General features: G+C 69.2%; 16 protein-coding genes. 9 read left to right on the top strand and 7 right to left on the bottom strand.

The genetic code is table 11. The annotated features are described in order from the left end of the window. Nucleotides 1-9 precede the first annotated feature (9 nt). Complete coding sequence (locus ACX9TP_RS44105; protein ID WP_482976707.1) at nucleotides 10-2709, bottom strand: endonuclease/exonuclease/phosphatase family protein; 2700 nt, start codon at nucleotides 2707-2709, stop codon at nucleotides 10-12. 61 nt (nucleotides 2710-2770) lie between these two features. Here ACX9TP_RS44105 and ACX9TP_RS44110 point away from each other — a divergent pair, with 61 nt between their 5' ends. After that, nucleotides 2771-4489 (top strand): hypothetical protein, encoded by a 1719-nt coding sequence (locus ACX9TP_RS44110; RefSeq protein ID WP_482976708.1) that lies wholly within the window; start codon nucleotides 2771-2773, stop codon nucleotides 4487-4489. Nucleotides 4490-4619: 130 nt separating this feature from the next. Here the strand turns inward: ACX9TP_RS44110 and ACX9TP_RS44115 are convergent, their stop codons facing one another. Further along, nucleotides 4620-5132: a hypothetical protein gene (locus tag ACX9TP_RS44115; RefSeq protein WP_482976709.1), complete on the bottom strand. Its 513-nt coding sequence runs from the start codon at nucleotides 5130-5132 to the stop codon at nucleotides 4620-4622. A gap of 29 nt (nucleotides 5133-5161) precedes the next feature. Beyond that, the gene (locus ACX9TP_RS44120) at nucleotides 5162-5617 is read right to left on the bottom strand and encodes a hypothetical protein (protein ID WP_482976710.1); all 456 of its coding nucleotides are present in this window, start codon (nucleotides 5615-5617) and stop codon (nucleotides 5162-5164) included. A 222-nt stretch (nucleotides 5618-5839) separates the two neighbouring features. Here ACX9TP_RS44120 and ACX9TP_RS44125 point away from each other — a divergent pair, with 222 nt between their 5' ends. The 4 genes from ACX9TP_RS44125 (at nucleotide 5840) to ACX9TP_RS44140 (ending at nucleotide 10078) form a co-directional block, all read left to right on the top strand. Beyond that, on the top strand, nucleotides 5840-6145 hold the full coding sequence (locus ACX9TP_RS44125) for a hypothetical protein (protein WP_482976711.1): 306 nt from the start codon (nucleotides 5840-5842) through the stop codon (nucleotides 6143-6145). 263 nt (nucleotides 6146-6408) lie between these two features. Then, the gene (locus ACX9TP_RS44130; RefSeq protein ID WP_482976712.1) at nucleotides 6409-6963 is read left to right on the top strand and encodes an alpha/beta fold hydrolase; all 555 of its coding nucleotides are present in this window, start codon (nucleotides 6409-6411) and stop codon (nucleotides 6961-6963) included. 146 nt (nucleotides 6964-7109) lie between these two features. Next, complete coding sequence (locus ACX9TP_RS44135) at nucleotides 7110-8378, top strand: hypothetical protein (protein ID WP_482976713.1); 1269 nt, start codon at nucleotides 7110-7112, stop codon at nucleotides 8376-8378. A gap of 347 nt (nucleotides 8379-8725) precedes the next feature. Further along, nucleotides 8726-10078: a Fic family protein gene (locus ACX9TP_RS44140; RefSeq protein WP_482976714.1), complete on the top strand. Its 1353-nt coding sequence runs from the start codon at nucleotides 8726-8728 to the stop codon at nucleotides 10076-10078. Between the two features lie 31 nt (nucleotides 10079-10109). Here ACX9TP_RS44140 and ACX9TP_RS44145 read toward each other — a convergent pair whose 3' ends face one another. Both ACX9TP_RS44145 and ACX9TP_RS44150 read right to left on the bottom strand, forming a co-directional pair. Then, a complete protein-coding gene (locus tag ACX9TP_RS44145; protein WP_482976715.1) occupies nucleotides 10110-10856 on the bottom strand; it encodes a hypothetical protein in 747 nt (248 codons plus the stop codon). Nucleotides 10857-10964: 108 nt separating this feature from the next. Continuing rightward, nucleotides 10965-13478: an ATP-binding response regulator gene (locus ACX9TP_RS44150; RefSeq protein ID WP_482976716.1), complete on the bottom strand. Its 2514-nt coding sequence runs from the start codon at nucleotides 13476-13478 to the stop codon at nucleotides 10965-10967. 170 nt (nucleotides 13479-13648) lie between these two features. On the opposite strand from ACX9TP_RS44150, the gene ACX9TP_RS44155 reads away from it, so the two are divergent. Further along, nucleotides 13649-14368 (top strand): glycosyltransferase family 2 protein, encoded by a 720-nt coding sequence (locus ACX9TP_RS44155; protein ID WP_482976717.1) that lies wholly within the window; start codon nucleotides 13649-13651, stop codon nucleotides 14366-14368. Here the strand turns inward: ACX9TP_RS44155 and ACX9TP_RS44160 are convergent. Together ACX9TP_RS44160 and ACX9TP_RS44165 are read right to left on the bottom strand one after the other, a co-directional pair. Then, nucleotides 14346-16430, bottom strand: a complete 2085-nt coding sequence (locus ACX9TP_RS44160) for a monovalent cation:proton antiporter family protein (RefSeq protein ID WP_482976718.1) — start codon at nucleotides 16428-16430, stop codon at nucleotides 14346-14348. The genes ACX9TP_RS44155 and ACX9TP_RS44160 overlap by 23 nt on opposite strands. A 255-nt stretch (nucleotides 16431-16685) precedes the next feature. Next, entirely contained in the window at nucleotides 16686-17201 is a 516-nt protein-coding gene (locus ACX9TP_RS44165; protein WP_482976719.1) for a hypothetical protein, read from the bottom strand. Nucleotides 17202-17445: 244 nt separating this feature from the next. Here ACX9TP_RS44165 and ACX9TP_RS44170 point away from each other — a divergent pair, with 244 nt between their 5' ends. The 3 genes from ACX9TP_RS44170 (at nucleotide 17446) to ACX9TP_RS44180 (ending at nucleotide 20064) form a co-directional block, all read left to right on the top strand. Further along, the gene (locus ACX9TP_RS44170; protein WP_482982324.1) at nucleotides 17446-17958 is read left to right on the top strand and encodes a putative ABC transporter permease; all 513 of its coding nucleotides are present in this window, start codon (nucleotides 17446-17448) and stop codon (nucleotides 17956-17958) included. A 163-nt stretch (nucleotides 17959-18121) separates the two neighbouring features. Continuing rightward, entirely contained in the window at nucleotides 18122-19156 is a 1035-nt protein-coding gene (locus tag ACX9TP_RS44175; protein ID WP_011556714.1) for a rod shape-determining protein, read from the top strand. Between the two features lie 131 nt (nucleotides 19157-19287). Further along, a complete protein-coding gene (locus ACX9TP_RS44180; protein ID WP_482976720.1) occupies nucleotides 19288-20064 on the top strand; it encodes a hypothetical protein in 777 nt (258 codons plus the stop codon). The last annotated feature ends 41 nt before the right edge of the window (nucleotides 20065-20105 follow it).

Genomic DNA, 20105 nt, shown 5'->3' on the forward strand with positions numbered 1-20105 from the left:
GAGGAGGGCTCATTGGCACTTCCCCGCCTTGCAGGAGGTGCCGGACGGGCAGCCGTCATCCGGGCCCACGTGGCAGGCGGGCCGCGAGTGACTCACGCGGTACACCATGTCGTACCAGTACTCGTCGTCGTCCGCGCGCCAGCTGTACTTCCCCGCGGGGGACGCGTCCTTGTCCGCGAGCGTGGCAGGCAGCGCCGGAATCTGGAGGATGTTGGGCTTGGGCTGGAAGTACTGCTCGCCGCCGATTCCCTCGCCGTCCTGCCACAGGTTGGGCACCACGGCCTTCTGGAAGGCGCCGGTGAGCGCGTGCGGCAGGGCCCGGTCCGGGTTGCCGGTGCCCGCCTCGTTCAGCAGCGAGCCGTCGTACATCTCGTTCGCCTCATCCACGGACCCGTCGCCGTCGTAGTAGCGGGACACCCAGAGGCAGTCGGGGTACGCCGCGCTGCTGGACTGGCGGCAGTCGGACTTCGCGTTGGGCCCGTCGAAGACGAAGCGGGTCCAGATGTCGTCGCCTCCCGCGTCGGTCTCCTCGACCTCGCAGGCAATCTGCAGCGGGTGGAAGTAGCTCAGCGACGTCTCGAACCAGACCTTCAGGTCGAGGGCCTTCGTCTGGTACACGCTGTCGCGCTTCACCCGCAGCAGGTACTTCTCCGGCAGGAAGTTCGCGGTGCCGGGCAGCTTCCCCGCCCCGGCGGTGTGCACGAGCACGTTGCCGTTCTGGAAGGCCCTCCACGGCTCCACGGACGCGATGCCGTTCTGGATGAGGACGTTGCTCTTGTCCGCCAGCGCGGCGCTGTAGGGTGACGGGTTGAACACCACCGGGTCCGTCGAATCCGGGGCCAGCGTCGTGTGGACGTGGAAGGTCATTTTGGGCGGCTGGTTCCCCCGGTCGTGCTCGGTGACGAACTTGAAGAACATGGTGTCGGTCGCCCCCAGGAGCTGCTCGGGCCAGGTTCGCGTCAGGGCCACCGCGGGCTCCAGCGGGCAGGCTTCGGCCGGGGACGAGCAGTCGAAGCGGTGGAAGGAGATTTTGTACGGCAGGTTCCCCAGCGTGCGGTCCGGCTTCGCGGCGGGGTCCGCCGCCTGGGTGTCCACCGCGAAGACGCGCACGAAGTACGGCGGCTTGGACGCGGGATAGGTGCACTGGAAGGAGCGGGTCTCCTTCACCTCTTCGCACTCGCCGTCGAAGGGGGCCAGCGGCCGGGACAAGTCACTGCCCTGGTACACCGCCCAGCTCACGTGCGAGCCCGTCATCGTCACGCGGAAGGGCTCCGCCTGGTCCAGCACGTACCACTGCATGCTGCCCGGGAAGGTGAGCAGGCCATCCGTGAAGGTGACCGTCTTCGCCAGCGGCGAGCTGGGGTCCTGGAGGTTGAACGCCACCGGCTCCGGCCCATTCGGGCTGGTGACGCCGGGCGTGGGGTTGTTCGCGTCGTCCACCTTGCGCGGGTGCGGGCTGCACCGGGGCGCCGCCCGGTTCACGTCGATGGTGAGGGAGACGTGGTCCGACCACTCCTTGCCCTGCACCGCGCGGGTGAGGTGCTGGGTGCAGTACTCGCGCTCGCGGTTGGCTTTGTCCGGGACGGGCTTGTTGTGGAGGATGTAGTCCAGCCGCTCGCCGTCGGTGGGGCCGGTGAACTCGGTGGCCCCGCCGTTGTTGGAGGACGAGTGCGTCTGCCCCACGTCCAGCGGCGACGTCTCGTACGCCCAGCTGTCGACGAAGAAGGTGCCGGTGCTGGCGACGGGGTCATAGGTGCACGGCTTGTTCTTGCAGGCCCAGTAACCGCCGTGGTCATTCGAGGTCTGCTCGAAGGTGTATTGCCATTCCGTGAACGGCTTCCACGTCACCGCGTCCAGGTCCGGGTCCCCGTCGCAGTAGAGGTTGCCCACGACGTCGTAGTCACAGACGGGGACGAAGGGCGGGCGGAAGGCGCTCTCGTGGTGGCGGCTGCCGTCGATGTTCAAGTCGCCCACGATGTAGATGGGCTGGACGTTGCGCTTGGAGGCGCTGATGGAGCCCTCGATGATGCTGCGCATCGTCTGGAGCTGGCCCCGGCGGTCGTCGAAGTCCTCGTACCAGCGCCACGCCTCCACGTCCGGCAGGCTGGACTGCATGTGGGTGAAGCCGACGTTGAAGGGCAGCGAGGCGTCACACTCGTTGAGGATGCGCACCAGGGCGAAGCCCTTGTTGGCCCAGGCGTCCGCGCCGTTGGTGTTGTCGCTGGTGTAGATGTCCCAGCTGGCGATGTTGTCGTCGTAGTAGTGGTCGTGCCACGTCTCCTGGAAGCCCTCCTCGTTGATGGTCTTGTCCAGTGCGGCGAAGCCGTACTTGGAGAAGAGCATCAGCCCGCTGTCGTTGTCGGTGTCGTGCTCGTCCAGCGTGTAGATGTAGTTCGGGTAGCGGTTGAACAGCTCCTTCACCAGCACGTCACGCGCGGCGTCGTCGTTGGCCTCGTTGAGCACCACGACGTCCGGGTCCTCGGCCAGGATTTGCAGCGCGATGTCCTTGGCCCGGGCCGTGTGGGACCTGCCGTAGTTGAGCTCCGTGTTGTTGGGCGCCACCTGGAGGTTCAGGTTCCAGGTCTTGATGCGCAGCGAGGCGCCGACCTGCGTCGTGCACATGGCGTGCGCCGGCAGGGCCCCGAAGGTGCAACAGCCGAGCGCCAGGGCGCCCAGCCATGCGCGGAAGGAAGAGATGGGTAGACTCATGACGGCTCAACGACGTGGGCTGGAAATCTTCCCCTCCCCCCTGACTCCTGGACGTCACCGCATGACGCAGCCTTCCTTCCGGCTCCTTCCCCTGCTCGCCCTCCTGGGTTGTGGCGGCACGGCTTCCTCGAATGTGGAAATGGCGCAGGTCACCTCCGCCCTCATCGCGGATGCGCCGCTCAGCCCGGCGTCGGACGTGTCCAGCTCCAACGTCACGGCGGGAGACGGCTCCACGGCGGCCCTCTACGCGAAGGTCATCGATGCGTCCGACCAGAGCTTCGTGCGGGCCAGGAGCGGCTTCAGCACGGGCAACGTCACCTTCGGCTTCCCCGCCGCGCCCGCGGGTACGCTGACCCGGGTGGAAATCACGGCCCGGACGGGCAACGTGGGAACCACCGCCGCCTCGGGCACGCTCCAGTTCGACGTCCTCGATGGCGCCACGCAGCTGGGCACCGTCACCCAGACGCTCGCTGGCGTCACGACGACGGCGGACTACTCGGCCAACGTCGCCACGTCGCGCACGCTGACGGAGCTGAGCCCGCTGCGCGTGAAGGTGACGCTCACCAACACCGCGGGTGCCGTGAAGCTCGCGCGGCTCTCCGTCAACCTCGTGTACCGGCAACCTCCGGCCGCCGTCGCGGGGACGATGACCCGCTCCGGAGTGCCGCCGACGAGCGCCACCTACGTCTCCAGCGCCATCGTCATGCTGGACTGGGAGGACCTGGAGACCGCGGACCAGGTCTTCGACTGGCAGCCGCTGCGGCAGGCCATCTCCAGCGTCACCAGCGGGACGGGGGTGTCCAACGTGAAGCTCCGCATCATGGCGGGCATCGCCGCGCCTGCCTTCGTCAAGCGGGCGAACGACGGCGCGGGCCCGCAGTACGTCAATGCTCCGGCGACTTCCGAGGGCTCGGCCGTGGACTGCTCCGTGTCCACGCAAGGGGGCGTGGGCGGCTACTACCCGGCGGGCGCGAACTGCGTGCCGTTCTTCTGGTCACAGGCGTACATGGCCGAGTACCGGGAGCTGATGAGCGCGCTCCAGGACGAGCTGCTGACGAACTCCACGCTGTACGGAGGCAGGACGCTGGACCAGCTCGTCACCACCGTCGTCGACTCCGCCTGCATGACGGCGTACGCAGAGCCCTTCTATCGGGCGCAGCTGAAGGGCTACACCCACCAGCGGCTGGCGAACGCCGGCCTGTCCCATCAGACGGACCTGGACTGCCACATGCGCGCCATCGACGTGCACCGCGAGGTCTTCGGCACGTCCCGCCGCACGGCGCTCGCCATCAACAAGTGGGACGTCGTGCAGCCCGGCTGCACCGTGAGCAGCTCGGCCGACCAGTGCCGCACCCAGGTCTGGTCCAACGCCTCACCGTGGGGCGTGCGCGAGCTGCTGGAGAACCATGCGAAGCCGCAGCTCACCTTCGGCGGTGAGCTGCTGCTGGAGGTGCAGAACAACGGCATCGGCGAGGTGCCCACGGACCGGTGCACGGGAGGCGCGACGGGCCTGACGAGCTACTTCTGCTACATCCGCGACTACAGCGGGCCGAAGGGCGTGCAGACGGAGAACTGGCAGAACCTCAACTCGAGCTGCTCGGACCTGTACCTCGCGCTCGACAACGCGGTGGCCATGAACAGCCACTTCGCCGAGCTCCCGGGTGGCTTCGGCGTCTGTGACCACGCCGTCCTCGCCTGCTACGACGAGAAGCTGCGGGACCTGCAGGCGGGCCTGTCCAACGGCTGCAACTGCATCACCACGCCGGCCTGCCGGCAGTAGCACCGCGTTTCTACCTCGCCTGCGCGGAGGGGTACTGACGTCGAGTCGTGCAGCAGGGGCGGCCCGTTGGGTGGTCATCCACGCCCAGACGGGCCGCCGTCGGCTCACCCTCGCTCGCGGATACGCGGGCTCAATCCACGCTGAGAGGACTCTCGTCTTCCGGGGGACAGCGGGGTGGGCACAGGGCGCCGTCTTCCACTGCTTCCGCGGAGACGCCGGCCACGGCGGTGTCCCCTGGCGACGAGAGCCTCGTGAGGATGTCATTGCCACGCGCGTCGTAGGGCACCAGCACCAGTCGCGTCTGCCCCGCCGCATCCAGCCCCTGGTAGATGCGCACGCCGGCCGCCGGATTGCCGCTGGCGTCCCTCGCGTTGAGCAGCGCGGCGATGGCGTCGCGGTTGAAGCTCTCGGACTGCTCCATGGCGAGCCGCGCCTTCATCCCCGGGTGCTGCCCGTGGAGTGCATCCCGCGTCTCACGGAAGTGGCGGGTGTAGCCCGCCGCTACGTCCATCGGGATGAAGTGCTTCTTCGCGGCGTCCACGTCGAACGGGATTCCACCCGCCTTCTCCGCTCCCGGGCTGTCACGGAAGCCCAGGGACACGAGGGCTGCCACGGCGATGAGACCTGCGACCTTGCGTTGCATGGAGGTGCTCCCTTGCTTGGGGTTCCGACTCAGGACCGTTGAGGCGCTGACGTGCGTCCGAGCGCGGCTCCCAGCTGAGCCACCTCCCGGTGCGGAAAAGGGTGTGACCAGACACGGCCATCGCTCGCGGAGCTCCATGCCGGGTCTGATTCGAGACGACGCAGCGCTCGCCAGATGACGAGCGAGAGGTCCTCAGCGGTGCCGCCCGCCATGAGCACGGACGCCGTTCCTGGAGTCTTGGTTCGCACCGAGACCTGGTCGCCTTCACGCTGGAAGTCCCAGATGGCCTCGCTCGGCTCCAGGAACCACACCACACGGGCTTCTCTCCGCCCGGCGACGAGGTCCAGGGCCGCTGCCGCCAACATCGCGAGCGAGTCCCCCGGCACGTCCGACACTTCGAGCGACACACGGTGCTCGCTGTCAGAAAGCTCCACATGCAGCCAGCCGTGATGCGGCGATCCGAATCTCAGCTCGAGCTGGCTCACGCCCTCGTCCTCTCCATCCATGCGGCCCACGACCCGGCGACACGGTGAGCTTCCGTCGGAGACCGCGAATGCGCAAAGGGTAGGCCCGCACCCGGCTGTCAGGAGAGCGCCCATGCCTGTCCTGCGCCCCGCTCAGGGCTTCCCCTGATATTTCAGAGCCGCCATTCCTCGGATGATGAAGCTGGAGCCCGACGACCGGGTTCCGCATCCCGAGGTGCGCGTATGGCCAGGAAGCTCGTACAAGGGCTGTTGATGGCGGCAACGCTGGTTCTGCCCGCGGGCAGTGCGTGGGCATTCTGCATGGATGGCGACGTCATGGAGTGCCTGTGTCCGGATGGCACGGCCTCCTTCCGCTACTGCATCAACAATCGCTATGGCTCATGTGAATGTAGCGGGCTCTCGGGTGGGGACGCCTCGGTGTCGGAGGACGAGGTGGCGGCGAAGGAGAGCGCCTCCAACGCGGAGGCCGCGCAGGTCTGCGCCGAAGCGTCGACGCCCGAGCAGGCTCCCGCCAGCACCCAGGGTTGAGCGTCCCGGTTCGCGCTCGCGTCGAAGGACATGAAACGCGTCCATGACGTGTCAGTGAGCAGGCTGATACGTCATGGCGCCACCTGCGCGCTCGCGACTACGGGACCCACTTGTAGACCATGCCCGTGGCGTGGATGCCCCAGACGGAGTCCTCACCGGCCAGGGAGATGTTCCGCAGCGCGCCGGGCATGGACTGCCAGGCCGAACCGGTGCACCTGGTTTCGAGTGAGGGCGCGGGGAGCGCCGCGAAACATGCTGGGCCCATGACGGCACACGAGCGGTTCGAGGTGGCACACGGGCAGACGCGCCTTGCAGGTGAACACGCGGGGCACGGGCCAGCGCTGGTGTTCCTGCATGCGGGCGTGGCGGACCGGAGGATGTGGCGTGCCGAGCTCGCGGCGTTCGCGCCCACGCACCATGCGCTCGCGTATGACCGGCGCGGCTTCGGAGAGAGCCACGGGGTGGCCGAGCCCTTCAGCCACGTGGACGACCTTCGCGCGGTGCTCGATGCGCTGGGCGAGCGACAGGCGGTGCTGGTGGGCTGCTCACAGGGCGGACGCGTGGCGCTCGACTTCACGCTGGCGCATCCGGAGCGGGTGCGGGGCCTCGTGCTGGTCGAGCCCGCGGTGAGTGGTGCGGCTGCTCCCGCCGAGCCCGCGCCCTCGGTGGCCCGTCTTTACAGCGGGTCCGTAGTGTCCACCTTGAAGACGCGCCCGCCGCGACGCCGAGCGATAGTCCGGCCGCGGTGCCCGCGCCCGCGAGCACCCGTCCCGCTTTCGCCACCTGCAGCGGAAGCACGTCCGCGCCATTTGCCCTGAGCGCGAGCCGCACAACGAGCTCGTACGTGCGCTGCCCACCGCGTCGCGCATCACCCCGGAGTGCTCCACGGCCCCCAGCACCAACGTGAGCAGCGCGGTGAGTGACTGCCTGGAGGTGGTGTTGCCCGTGTCATACGCTGCCAACCATGGTTCTCCGTTGGCTCAAGCGCATCTTCGGCTCCGGCGAGGAGTCGAAACCCCAGGTCCTCGTCCTCCGAGACCGCGACATAGCGCTCTCCTTCCCCATCCAGACCCACTGGGGCGCGAAGGGCCCGAGTCGGGGAGAAGCGCCCACGTGCAAGAGCTGCGGTGCACCGCTCGCGGAGGTGCTGCTCACCACGGGCGGACCGGAGGGAGACCCCGCGCTCTGGCGTGAGCACCCGCTCGCGGTGGACGCGTGGCACTGCGCCGGGTGCAGCACCTTCTCGGTGCCGCGCTTCCTCGAGCCCGCCGAGGCGACGGCACTGGGGCAGGAGGGCGCGCGTCACGGGCAGGAGGGACGCCTCGACGAGGCGGAGCTGGCCTTCCGGCGCGTCTGCAACAGCTGGCCCCAGTTCGCGCCGCCGCGCCTCAACCTGGCCACGGTGTACGCCCAGCGCATCAAGGAGGAGGCCCTCGGCGCGGCGCGTGCGCACGTCCTGCAGCAGTACGTCTCCGTGATTGAGCGCCACGTCCAGGATGCCCTGCGCGGCGATGCGCTCACCAACCTGCCCGGGGCCATCGCCCTCCTGGCCGGCGCCCACCTGGTCATGGACGTCACCGCCGCGGCGGAGGCGGCCGTCGACCTGGGGCTCAACCATCCCTCGGCGACGGACGAGGACCGCCAGGCGCTCGAGGAGCTGCGCCGCTGGGTCCGGCTCCGCGGGGACCTCTACGAGCGCGGCTCGGAGGCCGTGCAGCCGTACATGCACATCCATGGGAAGGAGACGCGGCCCATGGATGCGAAGGCCCGCCGCCAGGTGGAACTCGGCGTGGAGGACCTGCTGAAGCACCACCGCGCGGATCCCGACAGCTGGCAGGCGCTCTGGCTGGCCGGCAAGGGACGACAGGCGCTCGGCGATGAGGCGGGAGCGGCGGAGGTGTTCGGGAAGGCGTTCATCCTCGAGCCGGGCCAGCCCGACGTCGCGCGCGAGTACGGACTGCAGCTATTGCGACTGCAGCGCTTCGAGGAGGCGGAGGACGTGGCGAAGGCGGCTTGCAACGCGGCCCCGTCCGACCCCGGGCTCGTGGCGAACCTCGCCCTGGTCCAGCTCCTCCTGGGCCGTGTGGAGGATGCGGACGCGACGGCCTCACGGGCCCTCGACATGGACGCGAAGGACGCGGTGACGCAGGCCCTGCTCACCATCATCCGCGAGGTGCGCTCGGGCCAGCGTGAGGCCCCGCGCACGCTCGAGGAGCTCGAGCGGAGTGTCTGAGGGTACGGGCCGCACGGGTGAGATAGGGCTCCCACGCGGGCCATGTGGTTTTCCTCTCCCGCGAGCAATGGGGCTGCTCAATGTCGAGCGCACGATGCTCCAAACCCAATGGGTCAAGAGAGGATGGGCGGAATCGCAGTCCCCATCCTGGCGGCCAGGCGCTCGTAGGCCCTCCCTTCCCAGGACGGTCAATGCCGCCTGGTGGCTGCTCGGGCGACATTCATAGGAACGAGCCTAGTAGCACTGGGATCTACTAAGGATCTACTAATAGGAACTAGATTAGTAGTCGCAGAGCGCATCTACTAGGGATCTACTAATAGGAACTAGATTAGTAGTTCGGAGTACTCGTGAAGATTCCTCCTGCTCCTCCAAACCCCAAAGAGGCGATGCGGGCCATCTTCGATAGAGGGCCTGAAAGACTCGGGCAGTTACTTTCGCGCGGAATCAAACCGGAAGTCGAAGGCGCCTACCTGCATTGGGACGAGCTTCGGCGGCGCCAGCCCCCTGATGGCATGACGCCCGAGGAATGGTGGGTCGGCATCAGCCTCGCCAGGAGCGTTCTCCGAACCGAGCTTCCCCTCACCGAGAAGACAGGGCGCAAGTTCCAGTTCGCACGAACCGATGGCCTGCTGCTCGCGCTGCATCACATCGACCGCAGCATGGGCGGTCGACTGGAGATGGTCGACCCGGAGCTGGCCAACAAGGACGTCCGAGATCGCTACATCATCCGCTCCCTCATGGAGGAGGCAATCACCTCCAGCCAGCTCGAAGGAGCATCGACGACTCGTCGTGTCGCGAAGGACATGCTTCTCCATGGGAGGCAGCCGCGAACGAAGGACGAGCGGATGATCTTCAACAACTATCAGGCCATGGAGCTGCTTCGCCGCAAGGCGCATGAGCCGCTGACCAAGGCCGTCCTCCTGGAGCTACACGAAGTCATCACCGAAGGCACCCTGGAGCCCGGCGAGGCGGGCAGGCTGAGGCGCCCGGATGAGCTCGTCACGGTGCTGGATATCGGCGATGGGCAGGTCCTTCACGAGCCACCCAACGCGAATGAGCTCCCCAAGCGAATCGAGGCGCTCTGTGCCTTCGCGAATCAGGATGCCGGAGATGTGTTCGTACATCCCGTCGTTCGGGCCATCGCACTTCACTTCATGCTCGCCTACGACCATCCCTTCGTCGACGGCAACGGTCGTACGGCCCGCGCGCTGTTCTACTGGAGCATGCTCCGGCAGGGATACTGGATTGCCGAGTTCCTCTCCATCTCCCGCATCATCCAGAAGGCACCAGCCCAATACAGCCGCGCCTTCCTCTACACGGAGACCGATAGCGCCGACCTGACCTACTTCCTCTTCCACCAGTTGGACGTCATCAAGAGGGCAACGCAGGACCTCTATGCGTACCTCGACCGGAAGAGCAAGGAGCTGCAGGAGGTGGATCTACTCCTGCGGGCCGGCGAGAACCTCAATCACCGCCAGCGAGCACTCCTGGCCCATGCGCTTCGTCACCCGGGCGCCCAATACACCATCGAGCCCTATCGCCGGGAGCACGGCGTCGTGTACCAGACCGCCCGTCAGGACCTGCTCGACCTGGAGAAGGCGGGCCTCTTGCTAAGGAAACAGGTGGGGCGAGCCTTCCGTTTCTCCGCTGTCCCCGACCTCGAGCAACGGCTCAAGGCCGGGAACATCCAGACAAAATGAGTCGCCGGCCCGGCAGCGCCCGGACATCGCTTCAGTAGCAGGTGCCCACGCCGCTGCAGCTGCAGTTGTTGCTCGCGAACGAGTAGTCGTCGGACGCGGCAGCGAAGCTGCCCAGGCCGTAGTCGTGCTTGGCGCAGTCCTGCGTGTACGCCGTCGTGCCCACGCACGGCGGGGTGCTGGTGATGCCGCAGCCCTGACCGCAGCGCCCCTTGCAGCCGTTGTCACCGCCGTTGCAGCCGCAGCCCCGGCCCGCCTGACGGTAGTAGCCGGACCCGATGTACTGCGTCCCGCACGTGCACGACAGGTGGACCCAGCCGCGCTCCGACACGTACTCGTACGCCGTCAGCACCTCGCCCACCGGGACAATCTGCATGAAGCTCGTCTGGCGCATGGCGGCGTCCTCGACGCGCGTGCGCGGCGTGGCACCGTCCTGCGGGACGATTTTCGAGATGCCCGCCAGCAGCGGCTCAATCAGCTGCGCCTGCGCGACGTCGAGCGGGGCGCCCGTCGGCATGAAGCTGCCCACGCCCTGGTTGTAGTCGATGTGGAACCCGATGACCGGGTCACCGAAGTCGTACGTCACCTCCACGACCTTGGACTCGGTCTCCACCACCAGCGCGCGCACGGACGCGCCGCCCGCGCGGTACGTGGCCTCCAGCGTCGTCTCGTCATGCTGGAGGAGCGCGAAGCCTTCCGCCTCTTCCGCCTGCCCCGCCGGCCCGTCCGAACAGGCCACCGCCATCGACAGCGCGACTGCACACAGGAAGAGCCTCTTCATCTCGTTCTCGTTTCCGTGAAGCGGGTGGGCACTCGGGAAGCGTCACGAAACTAGAAAATCCCCCCAGGGATGATCAACTTGAATTATCAGAAACCGAGAATCACGGGTTTACGACGGCAGCTCGACGACGAACTCGCTGCCCACGCCCGGCTCCGACTTCAGCGACACCTTCCCGCCCAGCACGGACACCAGCTCACGCACCAGCGTCAGGCCCAGCCCCACGCCCGGCTTGGACTTGTGGTCCAGCGGCTCCAGGTGCTGGAAGGGCTCGAAGACGCGCGCCTGTGCCTCGGGCGGAATCCCCGGGCCGCTGTCGCGCACCCGCATCCGCCGCGCGTCCGCCACCACCTCCACCGCCACGTGGATGCCGCCCTCCTGGGTGTACTTCACCGCGTTCATCACCAGGTTGAGCAGCACCAGCTGCGCCATGCGCGAGTCCGTCTGCGCCAGCGCCTTTCCCGCCGGCCGCGCCAGGGCCAGCTTCAGCCCCTTGCGGTCCGCCTCGCAGCGCACCTCGCCCAGCACCTCCTCCGCCAGCTCCACCAGGTCCACCGGCTCGCGCCGCACCACCAGCCGTCCCTGCTCCAGCTGGTTGTACTGGAGCACCATCTCCGTCATGTCCCGCAGCCGCAGCGTGGAGCGCGCCATCCGCTCGAACATCTCCGACGCCTTGGGCTTCAGCGGGCCCACCTCGCGCAGGAAGGCGTGCTGGGTGAGCTGCAGCACCGACAGCGGCGTGCGCAGCTCGTGGGACACCAGTCGCAGCAGGGTGCTCCGGGACTCGCTGGCCCGCTCCGCCGCCTCGCGCGCCGTGCTGGTGGTCTCCAGCGCCGCCTCCAGCTGGCGCTTGCGCAGCCCCAGCTCGCGCGCCAGCAGCTCCACGTCCGACGTGCGCGCATCCAGCGCCCCCTGCAGCACCTCGCGCGTGCGCTTCACCACCGCCAGGTTCGACACCCGCGCCAGCAGCTCCTCCGCCAGGAAGGGCTTCACCAGGTAGTCCTGCGCCCCCGCGCGCAGCAGGTCCACCCGCAGCGCGTCGTCCGCCCGCGCGGTGAGCATGAGGATGGGCGTGGACTCCAGCCCCGCCCTCGCGCGCACCTCGCGCACCAGCTGGTCGCCGCCCATGCGCGGCATCATCAAGTCGCTGACGATGACGTCCGGCCGCAGCGCCTCCGCCTGCCGCAGCCCGTCCTCGCCGTCCGCCGCGGTGGCCACCCGGAAGTCCTGGGCCAGCGTCTCCGCCACGAAGCGCCGCATCTCCCGCGTGTCCTCCACCACCAGCACCCGCGGGCGGTAGGGGTCCTCCGGCACCGCCACCGGCGCGTCCTCCGTGGACCGCAGCACGTCCACCTCCGTCCGGGCCGCCAGCGGGAGCGTGTCCGGCTCCGGCACGGAGCGCAGCTGCGTGGCCGAGGGCGCCAGGAGCGGCAGGTCCACCACGAAGCGCGCCCCGCCGCCCGGCCGCTCCTCCACGCGGATGCGCCCGCCGTGCAGCGTCACGAAGTCGCGCGCAATCGCCAGCCCCAGCCCGGTGCCGCCGAACTCGCGCGTGGTGCCGCCCTCGCCCTGGCGGAAGCGCTCGAAGATGACCTCGCGCAGCGCGGGCGGCACCCCGGGCCCGCTGTCCTCCACCACCAGCCGGCCCCAGCCGGCCTCCGCGCCCAGGGCCACGCGGATGGAGCCGCCCTCCGGGGTGAACTTCACCGCGTTGGAGAGCAGGTTGAGCACCACCCGCTGGACCTGCTCCGGGTCCACCTGTGCGGGGAGCATGCCCGGCAGATCCAGCGAGAAGTCCAGCCGCCGCTCCGCCACCAGCCCCTCGAAGTTCTCCGCGCACAGGCGCACCAGCCGCGCCAGGTCCGTCTCCGCGTGGGACGCCTTCATCTTCCCCGCGTCCAGCTTCGCCACGTCCAGCAGCGCATTCACGTGCCGCATCAGCACCCGCGCGTTGCGCCGCACCACCTCCAAATCCCGGCGGTCCTCCGCGCCCAGCCCGCCGCGCTCCAGCAGCCGGTCCACCGGGCCCAGGATGAGCGCCAGCGGCGTGCGCAGCTCGTGGCTGACGTTGGCGAAGAAGCCGGTGCGCTGGGCCTCGGACGCCTTCAGCTTCGCGTAGAGCGCCTCCAGCTCCCGGCTGCTCGTCTCCAGCTGCACCCGGCGCTCCTCGGACAGCCGCGCGGAGTCCACCACTGCCGCCACCTGGCGGCGCAAGGGCAGCAGGTACAGCCCCGTGGCCACCGACGCCACCGCCGTCACCCCCTTCACGCCCCCGGCCAGCCAGTAGGCCGAGTTCCACACGTTCCACACCTCCATCAGGTGCGTCAGCCCGCACGCGCCGATGAAGACGCCGAAGGAGAGAATCATCCCCCCGAAGGGCAGCCGGATGCGCCGCACCAGCGCGTACAGCGTCAAGGAGATGAAGAGGTACGCGGCACCGATGAACGCGTCGGACAGCACGTGCAGCGCCACCAGGTCCGGCCGCCACAGGTAGCAGTGGCCGTGCGGCATGTACCAGGCGCCGTAGAGGAGGTCCCTCAGGCCCGTGCCCCACCCCTCCATGGCTCCCGGCAGGGCCTGCGCGGACAGGACTCCGTGGCCCACATGTGCCAGTGGGTCTTTCATGGCTCGCTCCGGGCTTGCCGCACGGTCAGCAGGCCCCCCCTGGACCCTCCGCCGAGGCATCAGGGTATTTCATGCAAACCGCGCAAGGCGCGTCACCCCCCTGGCTCTTCGGGCGGTGGGTGCAGGACATTCGCCCAAGGCGGGGAAATGGGGTAGAGGCGCGAGCCGCCATGCTCGTGTCGCTCGTCATCCCCGTCTACAACGAGATTCCCACCCTCGCGGAGCTGTTGCGCCGCTGCATCGCCGTCGACTTCCCGAAGGAGCTGGTCCTCATCGACGACTGCTCGAAGGACGGCAGCCGTGAGTTCCTCCGCCAGCTCGCCGAGCAGGGCGTGGGGGTGCTGGGCGGTACGCCCCACAACCGCAACGAGGTGCGGGTGCTGTTCCAGGAGACCAACCAGGGCAAGGGCGCGGCGCTGCGCCGCGGCTTCGCGGAGGCCACCGGGGACATCGTCATCGTCCAGGACGCGGACCTGGAGTACGACCCGCGCGACATCCCCAAGGTCATCCAGCCCATCCTCGACGGGGACGCGGACGTCGTCTTCGGCAGCCGCTTCACGGGGACGCCCAGGCGCGTGCTGTACTTCTGGCACACGGTGATGAACAAGACGCTCACCACCCTCTCCAACATGACGAGCGGGCTGAACCTCACGGACATGGAGACCTGCTACAAGGCCTTCCGCACCGAGGTGCTGCGCTCGGTGGACGTGGAGGAGGAGCGGTTCGGCTTCGAGCCGGAAATCACCGCCAAGGTGGCCCGCGGCAACTGGCGCGTCTTCGAGGTGCCCATCAGCTACCACGGGCGCACCTATGAAGAGGGCAAGAAGATTGGCTGGAAGGACGGCGTGCGCGCCCTCTACGTCATCTTCAAGTATGCGGTGAAGCGCTGAGCACGGGGCCCTGCGCCAGCAGGCTCTTCGCCGCCTCCACCGCGTCGTGCGTGCCCGTCAGCGCGAGCACGTCGCCGGCGCGCAGCACCTCGCTGGCGGTGGGCACCGACACGCTCTCCGCCCCGCGCTGGATGGCGAGCACCGTCGCGCCCGTCAGCCCGCGCAGGTTCAGCTGCGCCAGCGTCCGGCCCACCGCGGCGCTCGCGGCCTCCAGCCGGACGGGCACCGGCTCCCCCAGGCCGGGCAGCAGCCTGGGGACGTCATCCAGGGCGTGCGCCTCGCTCCCCGCCTCCTTCGAGTGGGACTGCGCGGCCAGCGCCGCCACGACGACCTGCGCCCCCGCGCGCACATGGCCGTGCAGGTTGGTGGCGCCGCGCCAGAAGGCGATGCCGAGCGCCACCAGCATCGCGAGGATGATGAGGGGGCCCGTCGCACCCCGCATGAACGGCTGGGTGATGGCCACCACCGGCACGCCGACGAGCAGCACCGTCACCACCTGCAGCGTGACGAGCAGCAGCCTCCGGGGCGCCGCCGCCAGGTCCACCCTGCCATCCGTCCGCTGAGGCAGCGCCGCCTCCGACAGCAGCGCCCCCATCCGGCGCGCCAGCGTGACGATGCCGATGAGGAACGGCACCGCGAGGATGACGGCCCCCGCGATGATGAGGTGGCCCGCCAGCGTCCGGTCCACCCCCGTGCGCTCCTCCACGAACAGGGCCACCTTGCTGGCGGCCAGCGACGTGCCAATCACCAGCAGGATGAGCAGCGCCGCGTCCACCAGCAGCAGCCGGACGACGCGCCGCACCACCGCGCCCCGCGTCTGGCTCGGCGGCGCCTCCCGCAGCCGCTCCACCCAGGTGCCATACAACGTCGCGAAGGTCTGCAGCGGCTTGGGCAGCTTGCGGTCCACCCAGTTGGCCACCGGGCCGGACACCTTGATGAGGATGGGCGTGGTGAGCGTCGTGACCGCGGAGACGGCCACCGCCACCGGGTAGAGGAACTCGCCCGTCGCCCTCAGGGACAGGCCCAGGCCGGCGATGATGAAGGAGAACTCGCCAATCTGCGCCAGGCTCATCCCCGCCTGCACGGACGTGCGCGTGCCGTTGCCCGTGAGGAACGCCCCCAGGGTGACGCCGAGAATCTTCCCGACGACGACGACGAGGGTCAGCACCCCGATGGCCGCCCAGTGCTTCACCACCAGCGCCGGGTCGATGAGCATGCCCACCGACACGAAGAAGATGGCCGCGAACATGTCGCGCACCGGCTGCACCAGGTGCTCCACCACCTTCTCCTCGCCGGACTCCGCCACCAGCGAGCCCCCGAGGAAGGCCCCCAGCGCCACCGAGTAGCCGAACGCCTGCGCCAGCAGCGCCACCGCGAAGCAGATGCCCACGCTGGTCACCAGCGTCGTCTCCGGGCGGTTGAGCCGAACGACGGCGCGCATGGCCCGGGGGATGATGAACAGGCCCACCACCACCAGGCCCACGAGGAACGCCACCAGCCGGCCCGTGGTGAGCGCCAGGTCGCCCATGGACAGGCCCGCGCCGGTGGAGATGGCCGTCAGCGTGGCCATCAGCAGCACCGCGATGAGGTCCTCGACGATGAGCACCCCCACCACCAGCTCGCGCAGGCGTCCCTTGATGCCCTGCTCGTCGAAGGCCTTGGCGATGATGGTGGTGCTGGAGATGGCGATGAGCGCGCCGGTGAAGATGCTCTCCAGGGACGTCCACCCGAAGGAGCGGCCCACCACGAAGCCGAGCCAGATCATGATGGCGCACTGGATGACGGCGGTGAGCCCCGCCGTCAGGCCCACCGAGAACAGCTTGCGCAGGCTGAACTCCAGCCCGAGCGAGAACATCAGCAGGATGACACCCAGCTCCGAGAGCGTCGTCACCACCTCCGGGTTGGCCACCAGGGGAATGGGGACGAAGGGGCCGACGACCAGGCCGGCCAGGATGTAGCCGAGGACGACGGGCTGGCGCAGCCGCTGGAACAGGACGGTGGTCACCGCCGCCACGCACAGGACGATGGCGATGGCCTGGAGGACCTCGTGTGCTCCGTGCATCAAGACACCTCTGCGCCATCCTGGGCGCGTACAAGCAGAAGGAAGACAGGGGCCATGGGCCGGGAGAGGGAGCGTCACGGAGACGACCCCGCCAGGGCTCAGGGCTGGAAGGGCCCGCCTGGCGCCGTCACGGGGACGGCTTCGGGAGGGCTCCTGGAGGGAGGGGCTCGCGCGGCGCCGCCGCGAGGCGAGGGCCCGGCGAGGACACCTGGGAGATGAAGGAGGGCACCGCCCGTACCGGGGCGGTGCTCGCCGTCATCCGCGCGAGGGAGGCCCGCGCAGGGGACGGGTGACGAGGGGCGGCTGGTCCGCGAGGCCGCTCCGCGCGGACACCGACACCACCGGGTAGCGCACCCGGCGGGCGATGGCCGTGTCCGAGGACGCCTGTCGCGCCCGGCTCCAGCGCGGCACCGCGAAGGCGGCCGGGGGGAAGCCCCCGCGCCCGCGTGCCGCGCCCCAGCTCGGGTGCACCGGGAAGTGGGACGGCGCACCGTCGAGGGCGGCCCAGGTGTCGAAGCCCGTGCCGTGGAAGCACGGGCAGGGCGGCTGTCGTCGCGCGGCAGCCGCGGCGGCACCCCGAAGGCCATGCCCTCCCGGCCCCACGGCGGCGCCCGAATGGGGACTCGCCACCTCGGGCCGCGGCCCCGGCTCCGCGAGCACGGCGCTCCCGAGGCCCAGCGTCAGGAAGACACCCACCATGGCGACGAGCCACGGCCCGTGCGCTCCGCCCCCGGTGCCGGTCCTTCTCGAGCTGTGGCCGGGCGCGCGCATCACCCCTCCTGTTATTACGCGGCCCTCCGGTGAGTAAAGCACTCCCGCATCCTTTGTAGGTTCTTGTCCGCCTCGCCTTATCGGACAGGTCTCGCGTTCGGTGGAGCACATCCACCCGGCCTCCCAGTCCCAGTCTGACGGCGGCCGGCCAGGAGTGGCCCTCCCGCCACTGCCCCAACCCTGGAGCGATTCCTAGGTTCCGGATGTGCTTTCACGATTCTTGCTCTACGGCTGTACGGGGTGGGTGTTGGAGGTCCTGTTCACGGGGACCGGCGCCGCCATGAAGCGGGACAAGAGCGCCACCGCGCGCACCTACCTGTGGATGCACCCCATCTACGGAGGCACGGCGCTGGCGCTGGAGGAGGTCTCCGCCCGGCTCAAGCCCCTGCCCCGGCCCCTGCGCGCCCTGGCCTACACCGCCCTCATCTTCGCGGCGGAGTACGGCACGGGCTGGGCGCTGAAGCGGCTGCTCGGCCGCTGCCCGTGGGACTACTCGCCGCACCGGTGGAGCGTGCACGGCCTCATCCGCCTGGACTACGCGCCCGCCTGGTACCTCACCGCGCTGCTGTTCGAGCCCGTGCGCGACGCCCTGCTCCACGTCACCAGCGATGCCCTCCGCCACACGCCCGAGTACCGGCAGGCCGAGGAGGCGGGGACGCTGCCGCAAGGGGCGCTGCCCGAGGGGACGCCCGAGGAGGCGGGGGTGGTGGCCCGGCGCTTCGAGCAGGCCCAGGCCGAGTCTGCCTCCCTGCACTGAGACCCGGGGCGGCACGAGTCCGCTGGCCGACTGCTCTCCAACCTGAAGTGGAAGCTGCTTCCGGCTTTTCTTCCTCCGTGTTGCGGCGCGTAGTACCTTCCGCGCGACTCCCCCCACGCTCTGGGGGAAATTCCGCCGCCTCCCTGAAAGTTCCCGCCCTCGTATGTTTGACTGGCTTCACACCCTCTTTTCGCGTGACCTCGCCATCGACCTGGGCACGGCGAATACCCTCATCTACATCCGCGGCCAGGGCATCGTGTCCAACGAGCCCTCCGTGGTGGCCGTGCAGCAGGACGCGCGCGGGGGCAAGAAGGTCCTCGCGGTGGGCAAGGAGGCCAAGGAGATGCTCGGGCGCACCCCGGGCAACATCGTGGCCATCCGTCCGATGAAGGACGGCGTCATCGCGGACTTCGAAATCACCGCGGCGATGCTGCGCTACTTCATCCAGAGCGCCCACAACCGCAAGACGCTCGTCAACCCGCGCATCATCATCGGCATCCCCTCGGGCATCACCGAGGTGGAGCGCCGTGCGGTGCGCGAGGCGGCGGCGAACGCGGGCGCCCGCGAGGTCTACCTCATCGAGCAGCCGATGGCCGCGGCGATTGGCGCGGGACTGCCGGTGACGGAGCCCAGCGGCAACATGATTGTCGACATCGGCGGTGGTACGTCCGACGTCGCGGTCATCAGCCTCGCCGGCATCGTGTTCGCCAAGAGCGTGCGCATCGGCGGCGACAAGCTGGACGAAGCCATCATCCAGTACGTCAAGCGCAAGTACAACCTGCTCATCGGTGAGCGCACGGCCGAGCTCATCAAGATGGGCATCGGCACCGCGTACCCGACGGACGAGGTCATGACCATGGAGATCAAGGGTCGCGACCTGGTGGCCGGCGTGCCGCGCACCCTGACGGTGTCCAGCGACGAGGTCCGCGACGCGCTCGCGGAGCCCGTCAACGGCATCGTCGAGGCGGTGAAGCTCACGCTCGAGCGCACCCCGCCGGAGCTCGCCGGTGACATCGCCGACAGGGGCATCGTGCTCGCCGGTGGCGGCGCGCTCCTGAAGAACCTGGACACGCTCCTGCGCGAGGAGACGGGCCTGCCCGTGTTCCTCGCCGAGGACCCGCTGTCCGCGGTGGTGATTGGCGCGGGCAAGGCGCTGGAGTCGCTCGACATCCTCCGCCAGGTCTGCCAGCCGGGCTGACGGCTTCCAGCACGGTGCTTCACGGCCACGGCGCCGCGTCCTTCCACGGAAGGGCCGGCGCCGTTCGCTTTTCCGTCCTCGTATCCGCGGCGGTTTGACAGCCGTGCGGGCCGTGGACTGTGGTGGCCCGCATGAGCCCCTCCTTCTTGCGTCACCGGCTGTCAGGACTCGTCTCCGCCGCGCTGCTGGTGGCCTCCCCCGCCCTCGCGGACTGGTCCGCGGATGCGACCACGAAGGTGTCGCCCCAGCCCGGCCAGAAGGCGCCTCCGGAGACGAAGGGCCGCATCTACGGGCGCAAGGGCCTGCTGCGCATGGACACGCAGGTGCCGGGCCCGCCCCAGGGCAACGGCATGTCCATGTCCATCCTGTTCGACTTCGAGAAGCGCACCGGCACCACGCTGATGCACGCGCAGAAGATTGCATCCGTGCGGAGCCTGGATGAGCTGCCGGTGAAGCTCCCCGGCTCCTGCATGGGGAAGACGCAGGACTACGACGCCTGCTTCCTGGAGCAGGGCTACAAGAAGACGGGCACCGAGAAGGTGAACGGCCACTCCGCCACCGTGTACGAGGGCACGCCGCCGGGTATGGACGGCAAGCCGCTGCGCCAGAAGGTGTGGCGGCCCACGGACCTGTCCGAGGTCCCCTACGTGCGCGCGCAGACGTTCGACCCCCAGGGACGGGTGATGGAGTTCAACCTCACCAACATCCAGGAGGGCAAGCAGCCCGACTCGGTCTTCACCATCCCCGCCGACTACCGGAAGGTGGAGGGCCCGCCCCCGGGCGCCCCCATGGGCGGCCTCAAGCCCGAGGACTTCCAGGGCAAGACGCCCGAGCAGATTCAGGAGCTGATTCGCCAGCGAATGGGCCAGGGCGCACCACCGCCGCAGGGGGGCGGGCAGAAGCCCTGAGCAGGTGCTGGGAGCAGGGTCCTCGGCGTGCGCGGGATGAA

It is taken from the genome of Pyxidicoccus sp. M15 (genome assembly GCF_056858435.1).